Origin of the sequence: Mesorhizobium sp. B2-1-3A (assembly GCF_006442655.1) — a bacterium.
Lineage (GTDB): Bacteria > Pseudomonadota > Alphaproteobacteria > Rhizobiales > Rhizobiaceae > Mesorhizobium.
Genome location: NZ_VFWK01000002.1, coordinates 768,270 through 781,116, shown reverse-complemented (window position 1 = coordinate 781,116; position 12,847 = coordinate 768,270). Strand labels below are relative to the sequence as shown.

13 protein-coding genes and 1 tRNA gene are annotated in these 12,847 nt (G+C 64.8%); 9 read left to right on the top strand and 5 right to left on the bottom strand.

Annotated elements, in window-relative coordinates; all coding sequences use genetic code 11:
- Positions 1-86 precede the first annotated feature (86 nt).
- From FJ977_RS10300 to FJ977_RS10260, 8 genes are all read left to right on the top strand, one after another.
- Positions 87-1,112, top strand: coding sequence for a glucokinase (locus FJ977_RS10300; RefSeq protein WP_140770975.1), 1,026 nt, complete (start codon positions 87-89; stop codon positions 1,110-1,112).
- Positions 1,113-1,274: 162 nt separating this feature from the next.
- Positions 1,275-3,131, top strand: coding sequence for an ABC transporter ATP-binding protein (locus FJ977_RS10295; protein ID WP_140770973.1), 1,857 nt, complete (start codon positions 1,275-1,277; stop codon positions 3,129-3,131).
- Complete coding sequence (gene dapB, locus FJ977_RS10290) at positions 3,128-3,949, top strand: 4-hydroxy-tetrahydrodipicolinate reductase (protein WP_140770972.1); 822 nt, start codon at positions 3,128-3,130, stop codon at positions 3,947-3,949. Before FJ977_RS10295 ends, dapB begins: the two co-directional genes overlap by 4 nt.
- 41 nt (positions 3,950-3,990) lie before the next feature.
- Positions 3,991-4,611 carry a 2,3-bisphosphoglycerate-dependent phosphoglycerate mutase gene (locus FJ977_RS10285; protein WP_140770970.1) on the top strand — a complete coding sequence of 207 codons (621 nt, stop codon included), beginning with the start codon at positions 3,991-3,993 and terminating at the stop codon, positions 4,609-4,611.
- A gap of 286 nt (positions 4,612-4,897) precedes the next feature.
- A tRNA-Leu gene (locus FJ977_RS10275) sits at positions 4,898-4,982 on the top strand.
- 148 nt (positions 4,983-5,130) lie between these two features.
- Positions 5,131-6,828, top strand: coding sequence for a cyclic nucleotide-binding domain-containing thioredoxin-disulfide reductase (locus FJ977_RS10270; protein ID WP_140770968.1), 1,698 nt, complete (start codon positions 5,131-5,133; stop codon positions 6,826-6,828).
- A gap of 61 nt (positions 6,829-6,889) precedes the next feature.
- Entirely contained in the window at positions 6,890-7,198 is a 309-nt protein-coding gene (locus FJ977_RS10265; RefSeq protein ID WP_140770966.1) for a UBP-type zinc finger domain-containing protein, read from the top strand.
- 188 nt (positions 7,199-7,386) lie between these two features.
- Positions 7,387-7,926 carry a cytochrome b gene (locus FJ977_RS10260; RefSeq protein ID WP_140770964.1) on the top strand — a complete coding sequence of 180 codons (540 nt, stop codon included), beginning with the start codon at positions 7,387-7,389 and terminating at the stop codon, positions 7,924-7,926.
- Positions 7,927-7,949: 23 nt separating this feature from the next.
- Here the strand turns inward: FJ977_RS10260 and FJ977_RS35760 are convergent, their stop codons facing one another.
- The 5 genes from FJ977_RS35760 to FJ977_RS10240 all read right to left on the bottom strand — a co-directional run bounded on the left by FJ977_RS35760 (position 7,950) and on the right by FJ977_RS10240 (position 11,508).
- Entirely contained in the window at positions 7,950-8,123 is a 174-nt protein-coding gene (locus FJ977_RS35760) for a hypothetical protein (RefSeq protein WP_181179740.1), read from the bottom strand.
- A gap of 70 nt (positions 8,124-8,193) precedes the next feature.
- Complete coding sequence (locus FJ977_RS10255) at positions 8,194-8,667, bottom strand: DUF2127 domain-containing protein (RefSeq protein WP_181179784.1); 474 nt, start codon at positions 8,665-8,667, stop codon at positions 8,194-8,196.
- A 118-nt stretch (positions 8,668-8,785) separates the two neighbouring features.
- The gene (locus FJ977_RS10250; protein WP_140770960.1) at positions 8,786-9,166 is read right to left on the bottom strand and encodes a YkvA family protein; all 381 of its coding nucleotides are present in this window, start codon (positions 9,164-9,166) and stop codon (positions 8,786-8,788) included.
- Between the two features lie 70 nt (positions 9,167-9,236).
- Positions 9,237-9,416: a hypothetical protein gene (locus tag FJ977_RS10245; RefSeq protein WP_056576321.1), complete on the bottom strand. Its 180-nt coding sequence runs from the start codon at positions 9,414-9,416 to the stop codon at positions 9,237-9,239.
- Between the two features lie 100 nt (positions 9,417-9,516).
- Complete coding sequence (locus tag FJ977_RS10240; protein WP_140771399.1) at positions 9,517-11,508, bottom strand: transcriptional regulator; 1,992 nt, start codon at positions 11,506-11,508, stop codon at positions 9,517-9,519.
- 249 nt (positions 11,509-11,757) lie between these two features.
- On the opposite strand from FJ977_RS10240, the gene FJ977_RS10235 reads away from it, so the two are divergent.
- Positions 11,758-12,846, top strand: coding sequence for a pyridoxal-phosphate dependent enzyme (locus FJ977_RS10235; RefSeq protein WP_140770958.1), 1,089 nt, complete (start codon positions 11,758-11,760; stop codon positions 12,844-12,846).
- Position 12,847 lies beyond the last annotated feature (1 nt).

Here is a 12,847-nt window from a genome sequence, read left to right as displayed (position 1 = left end):
GAAAACCGTTTCCCTTTTCAAACTCATGCGCTAGTCAACGGAAGAACGGCGAGACGCCGTCAGGGGCGCCGGGGACGGACCAGAGCATGCCAAGCGTAAGCGATACCGACACGTCGTTGCGGTTCCCGATTCTGATCGGCGACATTGGCGGCACCAATGCGCGCTTCTCGATCGTGCTCGACGCCAATTCCGAGGCCGGCGAGCCGACCATCGTGCAGACCGCCAACTACAACACCATCGACGAGGCGATCCAGGCGGCCGTTCTCGACCGCTCGTCGGTCCGCCCGAATTCGGCGGTCCTGGCGGTGGCCGGTCCGGTCGATGGCGACGAGATCGAGCTCACCAACTGCCCATGGGTCGTCAGGCCGAGGCAGATGTTCGCCAGTCTTGGCCTGAGCGACATCGTCGTGCTCAATGATTTCGAGGCGCAGGCGCTGGCCGTCGTGGCGCTGGGCGAAGAGCATATGGAAAAGATCGGCGGCGGCGCGCCGGAGCCCAATGCCGGCCGCGTCGTGCTCGGGCCGGGAACCGGTCTCGGCGTCGCCGGGCTGGTCCATGCGCTACGCCACTGGATACCGGTGCCCGGCGAAGGCGGCCATATGGACATCGGCCCGCGCACGCCGCGCGATTTCGAGGTTTTCCCGCATATAGAGAAGATCGAGGGCCGCATTTCCGGCGAGCAGATCCTGTGCGGGCGCGGCCTCGTCAACGTTTATCGCGCGGTGGCCACGGCGGACGGCAAACCGTCACCCTTCACCACGCCGGCGCAGATCACCGGCGCGGCACTGGCCAAGACCGATCCGGTGGCGCAGGAAGCGCTGGAGACCTTCGTCACCTGCCTCGGGCGCACGGCGGGTGACCTTGCCCTGGTGTTCATGAGCCGTGGCGGCGTCTTCCTCACTGGCGGCATCGCGCAAAAGATCGTGCCGGCGCTGAAGGAAGGCAATTTCCGCGCCGCCTTCGAGGACAAGGCGCCGCACAGCGCGCTGATGCGCACCATGCCCGTCTACGTCATCACCCATCCGCTGGCGGCACTTCTCGGCCTTGCCGCCTATGCCCGAAACCCGTCGCTTTTCGGCGTCCAGACCGCCGGCCGGCGCTGGCAAGCCTAGCTCTTCGACTGGATGTGCCTATATTCCCCGCGGGCGCGCTTGAGCCGCCCGCGACGAAGTTAATCAGCCGCGGGCATAGGCAAGCCGGCCTCATGACGTTAAGAGGGGTGCCGAATTCGCAGCCCGATCCCACGAGGCGGAAAACCACAAAGCGCTCCTGATTTGACACTTCAAGCCCCCAAACAAAAAGTCCGGCCTGGCGAGGTCACGGCGGTGCTCCGCCGCATCCTCGCTGAAAACGGCAACGAGTATCGTTGGACCTATGTCGTTGCCGTCAGCTGCTTGCTGATTGTTTCCGGCACCACTGCCTTCACGGCGTGGATCATGGCCCCGATGATCAACCAGATCTTCTACGAACGGCGCGGCGATATGCTCGTCTGGATCTGCGCCGGTTTCATGGGAGCCTCCCTGCTGCGCGGCTTCGCTGGTTACGGCCAGGCAGTCGCGCTGGCCAAGATCGGCAACAATCTGGTCGCGCGCTACCAGAAGCGCGCCTTCGACCATCTGATGAAGCTCGGCGTCAACTTCTTCAACGATACGCGTTCCGGTCGGCTGGCGGCACAGGTCAGCGAGAATGTCGGCGGCGTTCGCGACCTGCTGTCGCTGACACTGACCTCCATCAGCCGCGACGCGGTCACACTGGTCGCTCTCGTCGGCGTCATGATCTACCAGGATCCGGTGTTGTCGCTCAGCTCGCTGCTGATCGGGCCGCCGCTGATCTGGGCCGTCGTCTACATCACCCGCCGACTGCGGCGTATCAACCGGGAATCCGTGTTGATCAATTCTAGGCTGAACGGATCCGTGCAGGAGGCCACGCAAGGCATCGCCATCGTCAAGGCCTTCACCTTGGAGGCCGAGTTGGCGCGCCGCATCGGCATCATGGCGGACACGGCCGAGCAGCGTAACAACAAGATTGCCCGCGTCTCGGAGCGGCTGTCGCCAATTTCCGAGATTCTGGGCGGTCTCGCCATTACCTCCGTGCTTGCCTATTCCGGCTACCGGGCGCTGGTGCTTGGGCAACCGCCGGGCGCGGTGTTTTCCTTTATCACCGCTCTGATCATGGCCTACGACCCGGCAAGACGCCTGGCGCGCACGCAGGTCGGGATGGAGCGGGCGCTGGTCAATGCGCGCATGATCTACGAGTTGCTCGACCTGGAGCCGAAACAGGGCGATGCGCCCGACGCTGTCGAGGCCAGGGTCACCACCGGCGAAGTGCGCTTCGACAATGTGACGTTCGGCTACAACGCCGACATGCCGGTGCTGAGGGACCTGAGCTTTACCGCCGCGGCCGGCAAGGTCACGGCCATCGTCGGTGCATCGGGCTCCGGCAAGTCGACGCTGGTGGCGCTCTTGCAGCGCTTCTACGACGTCGACCAGGGCAGCATCGAGGTCGATGGCCAGGACATCTCGAAGGTGACCAAGCATTCGCTGCGGCAGTCGATCGCCTATGTGGCGCAGGCGCCCTATCTGTTCGAGGGCACGATCCGCGACAACATCCGCTATGGCCGCCTGTCGGCCACGGACGCCGAGATCGAGCAGGCGGCGAAACAGGCGGCAGCCGACGAGTTCATCCGCCAGCAGCCGCAAGGTTACGATACGCCGGTCGGCGAAGGCGGCTCGACCCTTTCAGGCGGCCAGCGCCAGCGCGTGTCGATCGCCCGCGCCATCGTGCGCCAGGCACCGATCCTGCTGCTCGACGAGGCAACATCGGCACTCGACAACGAGGCGGAGGCGCGCGTCCAGGAAGCGCTGACCCATGTCATGGAAGGCCGCACGACCATCGTCATAGCGCATCGGCTGTCGACGGTGGTCAATGCTGACCACATCATCGTGCTGGAAGAGGGACGGTTGGTCGAGGAAGGCACCCATGCGACGCTGATGGCCGACCCGGACAGCATCTATTCCCGCTTCCACCGCATCCAGGGCAAGAAAGGGCTGGGGCTTGTCGATGACAGCAAGCCGATCCAAACTCCGGTCCGAGCCACGCGTGCGAAGAAGACTGCTGTGAGGAGCACATGAGCGAAGCAGGCGATATGGGCCTGGTGGTGGTGGGCGCAGCCGGCCGCATGGGCCAGACGCTGATCCGCGCCATCCATACCATTCCGGGCGCCCGCGTCATCGGCGCCGTCGAGCGCGCGGATTCGCCCTATCTGGGCAAGGATGCCGGCGAGCTGGCAGGCATCGGCATCATCAACGTGCCGATATCGGACGATCCGCTGCCGGTCTTCGCCAAGGCCGATGGCGTGCTCGATTTCACCACGCCGGCCTCATCAGTCGAGTTCGCCGGCTATGCGGCGCAGGCGCGCATCGTCCATGTCATCGGCACGACCGGCTGCTCGGCCGACGACAATGCCAGGATTGCCGCTGCAGCGCGCCACGCGACGATCGTCAAGTCGGGCAATATGAGCCTCGGCGTCAATCTCCTGGCGGTGCTGGTCGAACAGGCGGCGCGCGCGCTCGACGCCGACGATTTCGACATCGAGATCCTGGAGATGCACCACAAGCACAAGGTCGACGCTCCCTCGGGCACCGCTCTGCTGCTGGGCGAGGCCGCCGCCGCCGGGCGCGGCGTGGCACTTGCCGGCAATGACGTACGTTCACGTGACGGCCATACGGGTGTGCGAAAAACCGGCGCGATCGGCTTCGCCACCCTGCGCGGCGGCTCGGTGGTCGGCGACCACAGCGTGATCCTGGCCGGCACCGGCGAGCGCATCACGCTGTCCCATCATGCCGAGGACCGCGCCATCTTCGCCCGCGGCGCCGTCAAGGCAGCGCTGTGGGCACGCGGCAAGAAGCCAGGACTGTATTCGATGCGGGACGTGCTCGGCCTGAGCTGAAGCGGCCAATCTGCCAAATTTGCCAATCTGAAGGAGCAAACATGTCGAGAACCCTCGTGCTCGTGCGCCATGGCCAGAGCGAATGGAACCTGAAGAACCTGTTCACCGGTTGGCGCGACGTCGACCTGACCGAGCAGGGCCACGCCGAGGCCAAGGCCGCCGGCCAGAAGCTCAAGGCGCGCGGCCTGAAGTTCGACATCGCCTTCACCTCGGCGCTGATCCGGGCGCAGAAGACCTGCCAGCACATTCTCGACGCGGTCGGCCAGAGCGATCTGAAGACCATCCGCGACCAGGCGCTCAACGAGCGCGACTACGGCGACCTTTCCGGCCTCAACAAGGACGATGCGCGCAAGAAATGGGGCGAGGAGCAGGTGCATGTCTGGCGCCGCTCCTACGACGTGCCGCCGCCCGGCGGCGAAAGCCTGAAGGACACCGGCGCCCGCGTCTGGCCCTATTACCTGCATGACATGCAGTCGCATGTGCTGCGCGGCGGCACCGTGCTGGTCGCCGCCCACGGCAATTCGCTGCGCGCGCTGATCATGGCGCTGGACGGCAAGTCGGGCGAGGAGATCGTCAAACTGGAGCTCGGCACCGGCGTGCCGGTCATCTACCAGCTCAACGCCGATTCGACCGTGGCGTCGAAGGAAGTACTGGACGGCTGAGGGCGATAAGCCTCGGTCATCAATTGTAAAAGGCGGCGCTGCCCCTCATCCCCCTGCCGGGACCTTCTCCCCGTATAGTGACGGGGCGAAGGGGCTGCTGGCCGCAACGCCGGCGATTGGCGAAATCGGTGATGAGAGCGTCCCCTCTCCCCGTCTCTATACGGGGAGAGGATGCCGGCAGGCAGGTGAGGGGCGGCGCCAACGCCCGAAACTGAGCCGGCGAGCATCAGCCTTCAAAAAAGCGCGTTGACAGCCATCGCTTGCCCGCTTACATGAGCCCGCACCAGCCCAGATGGCGGAATTGGTAGACGCGCACGGTTCAGGTCCGTGTTCCGCAAGGAGTGGAGGTTCGAGTCCTCTTCTGGGCACCAAATTCCAGTTTCGAGCCACTCCATGGTTCAGAAACCCAAAGAAAAAGCCCGGTTCGCCCGGGCTTTTTCTTTTGAAGCAACCTCCCCTCCCGGCTAGTCCCCAACAAACCGCTTCAAACCGCGCGCCGGCTTCGCTACGCTCGCATCCATGTCTCAATCCTCCACCGCGATCTTCGGCGCCCGGCGCGATCAGGCGTTTCCCACGCTGAGCGAGACCGACATCGACCACATGCGCCGTTTCGGCGAAGCCAGCTTCTACGCCGCCGGCGAGCACATCATCAGGGCCGGCGATGTGGCGCCCGGCCTGATCGTCGTGCTGTCGGGCAGGGTTGATATCACCCAGGATGGCGGGCTCGGCCGGCGCGAGACGATCGTCACGCATGGTCCGGGCAGCTTCGTCGGCGAGCTGGCGCAGCTTTCGGCGCGGCCTTCGCTGGTCAATGCCGAGGCCGCCGAGCCTGTCGAGGCGTTTGTCATTCCCTCTCAGCGCGTACGCGACCTGATGGTGCAGGAGGCCAATCTCGGCGAGCGCATCATGCGGGCGCTGATCCTGCGCCGCGTCGGGCTCCTGGAAAGCGCGACCAGCGGACCGATCATCATCGGACCATCAGGCAATGCCGATGTCTTGCGGCTGCAAGGCTTCCTGGCCCGCAGCGGCCAGCCGCACCGTGTGCTCGATTCCGCCAGCGACCCCTGCGCGAAAACCCTGGTCGAGCGCTTCGACGTCGATCCCCACCATCTGCCGGTCGTGCTGTGCCCGAACGGCAGGCTGCTGATGAATCCCGGCGAGAAGGACCTCGCCCGCTGCATCGGCCTGCTCAGGCCGATCGATGCCGACACGCTGTATGACGTCGCCATTGTCGGCGCGGGCCCGGCTGGGTTGGCGGCGGCGGTCTATGCGGCGTCGGAAGGATTGTCGACCATCGTGCTCGATTGCCGGGCTTTCGGCGGGCAGGCCGGCGCCTCCTCGCGCATCGAGAACTATCTCGGTTTCCCCACGGGCATTACCGGCATGGCGCTGATGGCGCGCGCCTACAACCAGGCGCAGAAATTCGGCGTCGAAATGGTGATCCCGGACGAAGCCAAGCTGCTGAGCGCCGCGGCCGACAATTCAGGCGCCCGCTACCTGCTCGATGTCGGCGACGGCGAGACCGTGCGCACGCGCAGCGTGGTGGTCGCCAGTGGCGCGCGCTACCGGCGTCTCGATGTCGCCAATCTGTCGCGGTTCGAGGGCACGTCGGTGCACTATTGGGCCTCGCCCATCGAAGGGCGGCTTTGCGCCGGCCAGGAGGTGGCGCTGGTGGGCGCCGGCAATTCGGCCGGGCAGGCGGCGGTCTATCTGGCCAGCCATGCGCGCAAGGTGGCGCTGCTGGCGCGCGGCGGCAGCCTCGATGCCTCGATGTCGCGCTACCTGGTCGAGCGCATCAAGGCGCAGCCGAACATCGAGGTGTTGACCGAGACCGAGATCGAGGCACTGGAGGGCGAGGAAGGCAATCTTGCCAGCGTGCACTGGCGCAACCGCGTCAGCGGGGAGCAGACGACACGCCCGATCCGCCATCTCTTCCTGTTCATCGGCGCCGATCCGAACACCGACTGGCTGGCGCAGTGCAACGTGGCGCTGGACGCCAAGGGTTTCATCCGCACCGGATCCGAGCTCGGACCGGAGCGGGGCCTGATGGAGACCAGCCGCAGCGGGGTGTTTGCCATCGGCGACGTGCGTTGCGGTTCGGTCAAACGCGTCGCGGCGGCTGTCGGCGAAGGCGCCCAGGTGGTGGCTGCGCTGCATGCCTATCTCGCGCAGGACGGAACCCACGCCGCGGAGAGCAATTTCAGGAAAAGTGTGTAACGGTTTTCCCGGGAAAAGCGCAAAAAGGAAGAGTTGAGCCTCAACTGGCCAGGAGAGTGTGATGGCGGATGAATGCAAGCATGCGGCTGGGGTCAAGGACGTGACGCCGAGCGCGCTCGGTTGCGAGGAGTGCCTGAAGAGCGGCTCGTGGTGGGTGCATCTGCGGCTCTGCCGCACCTGCGGCCATGTCGGCTGCTGCGACGACTCGCCCAACCGCCACGCGACGAAACATTTTCACGCCACCAGCCACCCCATCATCGAGGGCTACGATCCGCCGGAAGGCTGGGGCTGGTGCTATGTCGACGAGGTTTTTCTCGACCTAGGCGACCGCACGACGCCGCAGAACGGCCCGATCCCAAGGTTTTATTGAGGCCGCATCGGGCGGACAGCGGAACTCGAACCGCTCGACGATTCAGTATCCGAAAAGCCCGGTTCGTCCGGGCTTTTTGTCGTCCAAGGCATGAGCTGTGGCCCAGGCACGGCCAACGGGATCGTCGCCCGACAAAGCTTTGACATGATCACGGCTAGTTTAGAAACATTCAAAACTGGAAGCCTCGCATGCACCCCACCTATACAAGCGCGCAGAAGGCCATTCACTGGGCGGTGTTTCTGCTGGTCATCGGCCTTTATGGCCTGACCTATGTGGAGGAGCTTTTTCCGCGCGGCGATCCCGGTCGCGCGCTCGTCTGGTGGCTGCATATTTCGTTCGGGCTGCTGCTTTTCACGCTGGTCGTCATCCGTGTCGGCCTGCGCCTGACGCTGGGGACGCCCGGCCTGCCGCAGGAAATGTCACCGCTTGAGCGATGGGCGGCCAAGGTTGCGCATCTCGCGCTTTACGCGCTGCTGATGGCCATTCCCGTGCTTGGCATATTGCTGACCTGGTACAGGGGCGATGCCCTGAGTTTCTTCGGTCTTTTCACCATCCCGGCGCCAGTTTCACCGGATCGCGACACGGCCCGGTTTATCAGGGAGCTGCACAGCCTCTGCGCCAATTCGATCCTCATCCTTGCCGGCGTGCATGCGGCGGCGGCGCTGTGGCATCATTTCATCCGCAGGGATGACGTGCTCAAGCGAATGCTGCCGGAAAGCACGCGCTGATTGCGCACGCCGCCTTCCTTCGATCAGTCCCGCTTTGGCGTCACCGGCGCGGATGCCGGATTGTCGACGCTGTTCTCGTTCACCTGGAAGGCCTTTCCTTCGACCTTATTTTTCCTGAGGTCGTCACCGGTCTCAGGCTGCGGCGGGCGCTTCGGATTTTCTTCTGTGTTGTCGTTGATATCGAAAGCTCTGGTCATCATGTCCTCCAGGGGCTGTCCTGGAACACAATGTCCGACAGTGCGTGGGGTTCCGCCGGCAACTCAACCATCATGCCGGCTTGTGTTGCCGCACGATCCTCCACTCGTGCCAGATCAACACCATGACGACCGCATCGAAGACGGTCAGGACCAGCAGGCCGAATGATTGGGTGTATGAGTAGCGGTAGACTTGATAGACCATGAACAAGCCCAAGGCCGCGAGCGAGGCAGGGTAAGACCAGAGCTTGCCTCTCAAAAGCCCGACCACCAAGGCAAGCTTTATCAGGCCGTGGCTAAGCAGGTAGAAGGCATAAAACTCCTTGCTGGCGATCGAAAAATGACTTGCCATCCGCGACAGATGGCCAGCTATGAAGTCGTTGGGATCCTCGATCAATTCCTCCGCGGTGAGGGCATTGACCCAGGAGGCAATGGTATCGGTGGTGACGACATAGAGCAGAATCCCGCCGATGCATTCGATCAGGGCATGCGCGCCCTTCAGCCACAGGCTGACTTTGAAGATCTGGTGGATGCGGTGTTCATCGATGCGCTTCAAGAACCCACCTCACAACCAACCACGAAAACCCCATGCCGATGGAGTCGCTCTAAAGACGCATTCGGGAGCGCAATCGCGTTGTTCCACGTTGCAGGGCGCGGCTTCAAGATCAGCCGGCGAAGTATCGATACGCCAGCCATCCCGCCAGCGCGACCGAGGCGCCCCAGATACAGGCGATCATCACCGCCGCGCTGCGGCTCACGGGCCTGTCAACGGCGAGGGCGGCGGCCTCCCTGTGCTCTGCCATGACCTCGGGCGGTATCATCTTGACCACGGCAATGATCCCCAAGGGAACCAGGATCGCATCATCGAGGTAGCCAACCAGGGGGATGAAATCGGGAATCAGGTCGATTGGAGACAAGGCATAGCCCGCGACACACACGGCAAGCGCCTTGGCGTACCACGGCGTTCGGGGATCGCGCGCGGCAAGGTAGAGCGCATGCACGTCGCGCTTGATCGCTCGGGCCCATTCGCGCAGTGCTGTAGCCATTGGATGACTGTAGCGCCAAAGGATGACGCGCCCAATAGCGCACAGCGTTCGCGGCCGGCTGTCGTGCCGTCTATCGCACCGACCCGGTTACGGTGCGGTCGACATCGGGAACGGATTTGCGTTCGTTGCCGGCAAGCGCGGCTATGATCAGCAGGCTGGCGACAACCGGAACGAACAGGACGGCGACGCGGGCCTGTACGTGGAGAATGGCGCGCCATTCGTTGCTGCGCTTGTCGGGGCTGTCGCTCATCATACTCACTTTGCCATTGACCCCCCGGGAGGTCACGTAGAGGTGAACGGTTAAACAACTCCTTCCGACTTCGTTAACGGACGCAATTCCAGCGCGAAAATCAGCTGAGCCCGATGCGCCTTGCGCCTTGCCGGAACAGCGCCTCGGCATCGGGATCGAAGCGGAACGTGCCGATGAAATCGTCGGCGCGATAATCAGGCAATGTCTTGCGGATGGCGGCGGCAAAGCCGCGCGCCTCTTCGAGCCGGCCGGCCAGCGCCAGGCAGTGCGCGGCGATCGCCAGGATGATGGTATGCGCATTCGGCCGCGCCGCCGCTTTCAGCGCCCAGTCGGCCGCCTCTTCGAACTGGCCGAGCCGGACATGCGACATAGCGCGTGAGCCCAGCATGCCGAACAGCAGCGGGTCGAAGGGGCTGAGATGACGCGAATGGTCGGAGGAGCTTATCGCCGCCCGCGGGTCGCCCGATTGCGAGTGGACGAAGGACAGCGCGTAATGGCCGAGCGCGAAATTCGGGCTGAGATCCACCGCCCGCCCCAGTTCGGAGAGCGATCCATCCTGCTCGCCGCGCAGCCACAGCGCCCGGCCCATCGCCCAGTGCGCGGCCGGATTGTGGTCGTCGACCAGCAGGCTGTGGCCGGCGCTCTCATAGGCCAGCGCGCTTTCGCGGTCGCGGTCGCCCCAGCGCTGGAACGCATTCTGCCAGTGGGTGAACGACAGGCCGGCATAGGCGCGGGCAAAGGTGGGGTCCAGCTGCAAGGCCTTGTCAAAGAAATGCCGCGCCTGCTCGTTCTCGGCCTGCGTGAAGCGGTACATGTGCCAGAGGCCGCGATGGTAGGCCTCCCAGGCGTTGAGCGAATTGGGTGCCTTCAGCATGGCGCGGTTGCGCTCGACCGTTTCGATCTCGGCAGAGATCGACGACACGATGCTGTCGCCGATATCGTCGAGCACGGCAAAAATGTCGTCGGGCCGGCGCTCGAAGGTCTCCGCCCAGACGATCCTGGCCGTGCGCACCTCGATGAGCTCGACGCTGACGATCAGCCGGCCGGCCGCGTTGCGCACCGTGCCGGTGGCGACATAGTCGACGCCAAGTTTTCTGCCGGCTTCTTCCGGCGCGATGGCTTTTTCAGCCAGCGCAAACACCGATCCGCGCGCGATGACGAAGAAATCGCGGAGTTTGGCGAGGCGGGTGATGATGTCATGGGTGAAGCCGTCGGCAAGCCCGCCGCGTGTGCCCTCGCCGGCTTCCTCGACAAACGGCATCACCGCCAGCGAGGCCTGGCTTGGCTCGACCGTGCCGGCATCCGATGGGACTGCCAATTGCGATGGTGTGGACAGGCAGGCCGGTTGCGCCTTGAGCGAGCTGCCGGACTGTTGGTCACGGATTGCCTGCCAGGCCGCGCGAAGCGGGGCGAAATCCAGTTCTTCCGATTGGAACAGGCGAGCCGCCGAAGCCAGATGCTCCTCGGCCGCGCCGATGGCGCCGCGCTCCGCCAGACTGGACAGCAAGGCCAGATGCGCGCGCGTGTCGAACGGCGCCAGCTCGACCCATTTGTCGAGATGCATGGACATTTCGGGCGAGCCCGCCGGATGGTTTACGGCAAGCTGTTCGAGCACGGCGGCGTGGTACGCCTGGAAGCGCCGGCGCTGGGCGATCAGCCAGCTGTCGAAAAGCGGGCTGCGCTCGAGGTCCAGCCCGTCGAGCAAATCGCCGGCGAAGAGTTCTGACAGCGCCCGCAACCGCTCCCGATCGAGCGTGCCGATCCCTTGCGCGGCGGCGCGGGTGACGTCCAGCGCATCGACAAGGCAGCCATCGAGATCGAGCGCCACCGTGTCGCCCCGTGTCTCGACCCGGCGCCGGTCCGGCGTGTCGAGGGCCGCGCGCAGCTTGCTCAGGTACCAGCGCAACTCGCCGCGTGGATCGTTGGGCACGTCCCACAACAGCTCGCACAGGCGGCTGCGCCCAACCGCATGGGGCGCCAGCGCCAGATAGGCGAGCAGCGCGCGCAGCTTGCGCGATGCCGGTAGCGCTACCGGCGTCCCATTACGCAAGATTTCCAGCGGTCCAAGCAGGCGCACCGACAGGCGCGGCATGTCGCCGTCCAGCCTCGATGGTGCGGATTCCACGTCCGTTTCCACGCCTGCTCCCACGCTGATCCGCCGGCCTTTGCTGTATCACCAAACACGACACAGCGCATCCGGCGGCGAATTTCCACGCCGGGTACCGTTATTGCCGCATCGTCGGCGCGTCAGTCCTAGCGCGGCCATGTCTCGAAACCTCGCCGCCCAAGCCGCCGGTTTGTAACCGGCCTGTGAAGATGAACACGATCGAGGAGATCAACGATGTTGAATAAGCAGAAAATCAGGACCACGACCGGACGCGGCCGCCTGTTCGACAGCATTCTCGACACTGTCGGCGACACGCCGGTGGTGCGCATCAACAATCTCGGACCGGCCCATGCGACGATCTATGTCAAGGCCGAGTTCTTCAACCCAGGCGCCTCGGTGAAGGACAGGCTGGCGCTCAACATCATCGAGGAGGGCGAGCGCAGCGGCGCGCTTAAGCCTGGCCAGACCGTGGTCGAGGCGACCAGCGGCAACACCGGCATCGGGCTCGCCATGGTCTGTGCGCAAAAGGGCTATCCGCTGGTCGTCACCATGGCCGACAGCTTCTCCGTCGAACGCCGCAAGCTGATGCGCATGCTTGGTGTCAAGGTGGTGCTGACGCCGCGCGCCGAAAAGGGCTTCGGCATGTACAAGAAGGCGGTTGAACTGGCTGAGGCCAATGGCTGGTTCCTCGCCCGCCAGTTCGAGACGGCGGCCAATGCGGCCATCCACGAGGCGACCACGGCGCGCGAGATCATCAATGATTTCGCCGGGTCGCGGCTCGATTGCTTCGTCACCGGCTATGGCACTGGCGGTACCGTCGTCGGCGTGGCGCGCGTGCTGCGCCGCGAGCGGCCGGACACCCGCATCGTGCTCTGCGAACCGGCCAACGCCCAGCTGGTCGGCAGCGGCAAGACGCAGCAGCGCGGCGCGCATGGGGCGCCAGCCGCCAGCCATCCGGCTTTCGAGCCGCATCCTGTCCAGGGCTGGACGCCGGACTTCATCCCCAATGTCCTGCAGGAAGCCATCGACGCCAGCCTCTATGACGAAGTGATGCCGATCGCCGGGCCCGAGGGCATCAAATGGGCCAAGGCCCTGGCGCAGAAGGAAGGCATCTTCACCGGCATTTCCGGTGGCGCCACCTTCGCCGTGGCACGGCAGGTCGCGGAGAAGGCAGCGCCCGGATCGGTGATCCTGTGCATGCTGCCCGACACCGGCGAGCGCTACATGTCGACGCCGCTGTTCGACGGCATCGAGGCCGAGATGGATGCCGACGAGATAGCGCTGTCGCGCTCGACGCCCGGCTGCCAGTTCCCGGCGGCTTGAC

Bases quoted from the DNA above. Each gene is read 5' to 3' on its own strand.
- FJ977_RS10285 (WP_140770970.1), top strand. From the start codon at position 3,991: ATGTCGAGAACCCTCGTGCTCGTGCGCCATGGCCAGAGCGAATGGAAC.
- FJ977_RS10260 (WP_140770964.1), top strand. From the start codon at position 7,387: ATGCACCCCACCTATACAAGCGCGCAGAAGGCCATTCACTGGGCGGTG.
- FJ977_RS10245 (WP_056576321.1), bottom strand. From the start codon at position 9,416: ATGAGCGACAGCCCCGACAAGCGCAGCAACGAATGGCGCGCCATTCTC.
- FJ977_RS35760 (WP_181179740.1), bottom strand. From the start codon at position 8,123: ATGACCAGAGCTTTCGATATCAACGACAACACAGAAGAAAATCCGAAG.
- FJ977_RS10265 (WP_140770966.1), top strand. From the start codon at position 6,890: ATGGCGGATGAATGCAAGCATGCGGCTGGGGTCAAGGACGTGACGCCG.
- FJ977_RS10300 (WP_140770975.1), top strand. From the start codon at position 87: ATGCCAAGCGTAAGCGATACCGACACGTCGTTGCGGTTCCCGATTCTG.
- FJ977_RS10240 (WP_140771399.1), bottom strand. From the start codon at position 11,508: ATGCCGCGCCTGTCGGTGCGCCTGCTTGGACCGCTGGAAATCTTGCGT.
- FJ977_RS10250 (WP_140770960.1), bottom strand. From the start codon at position 9,166: ATGGCTACAGCACTGCGCGAATGGGCCCGAGCGATCAAGCGCGACGTG.
- FJ977_RS10235 (WP_140770958.1), top strand. From the start codon at position 11,758: ATGTTGAATAAGCAGAAAATCAGGACCACGACCGGACGCGGCCGCCTG.
- dapB (WP_140770972.1), top strand. From the start codon at position 3,128: ATGAGCGAAGCAGGCGATATGGGCCTGGTGGTGGTGGGCGCAGCCGGC.
- FJ977_RS10270 (WP_140770968.1), top strand. From the start codon at position 5,131: ATGTCTCAATCCTCCACCGCGATCTTCGGCGCCCGGCGCGATCAGGCG.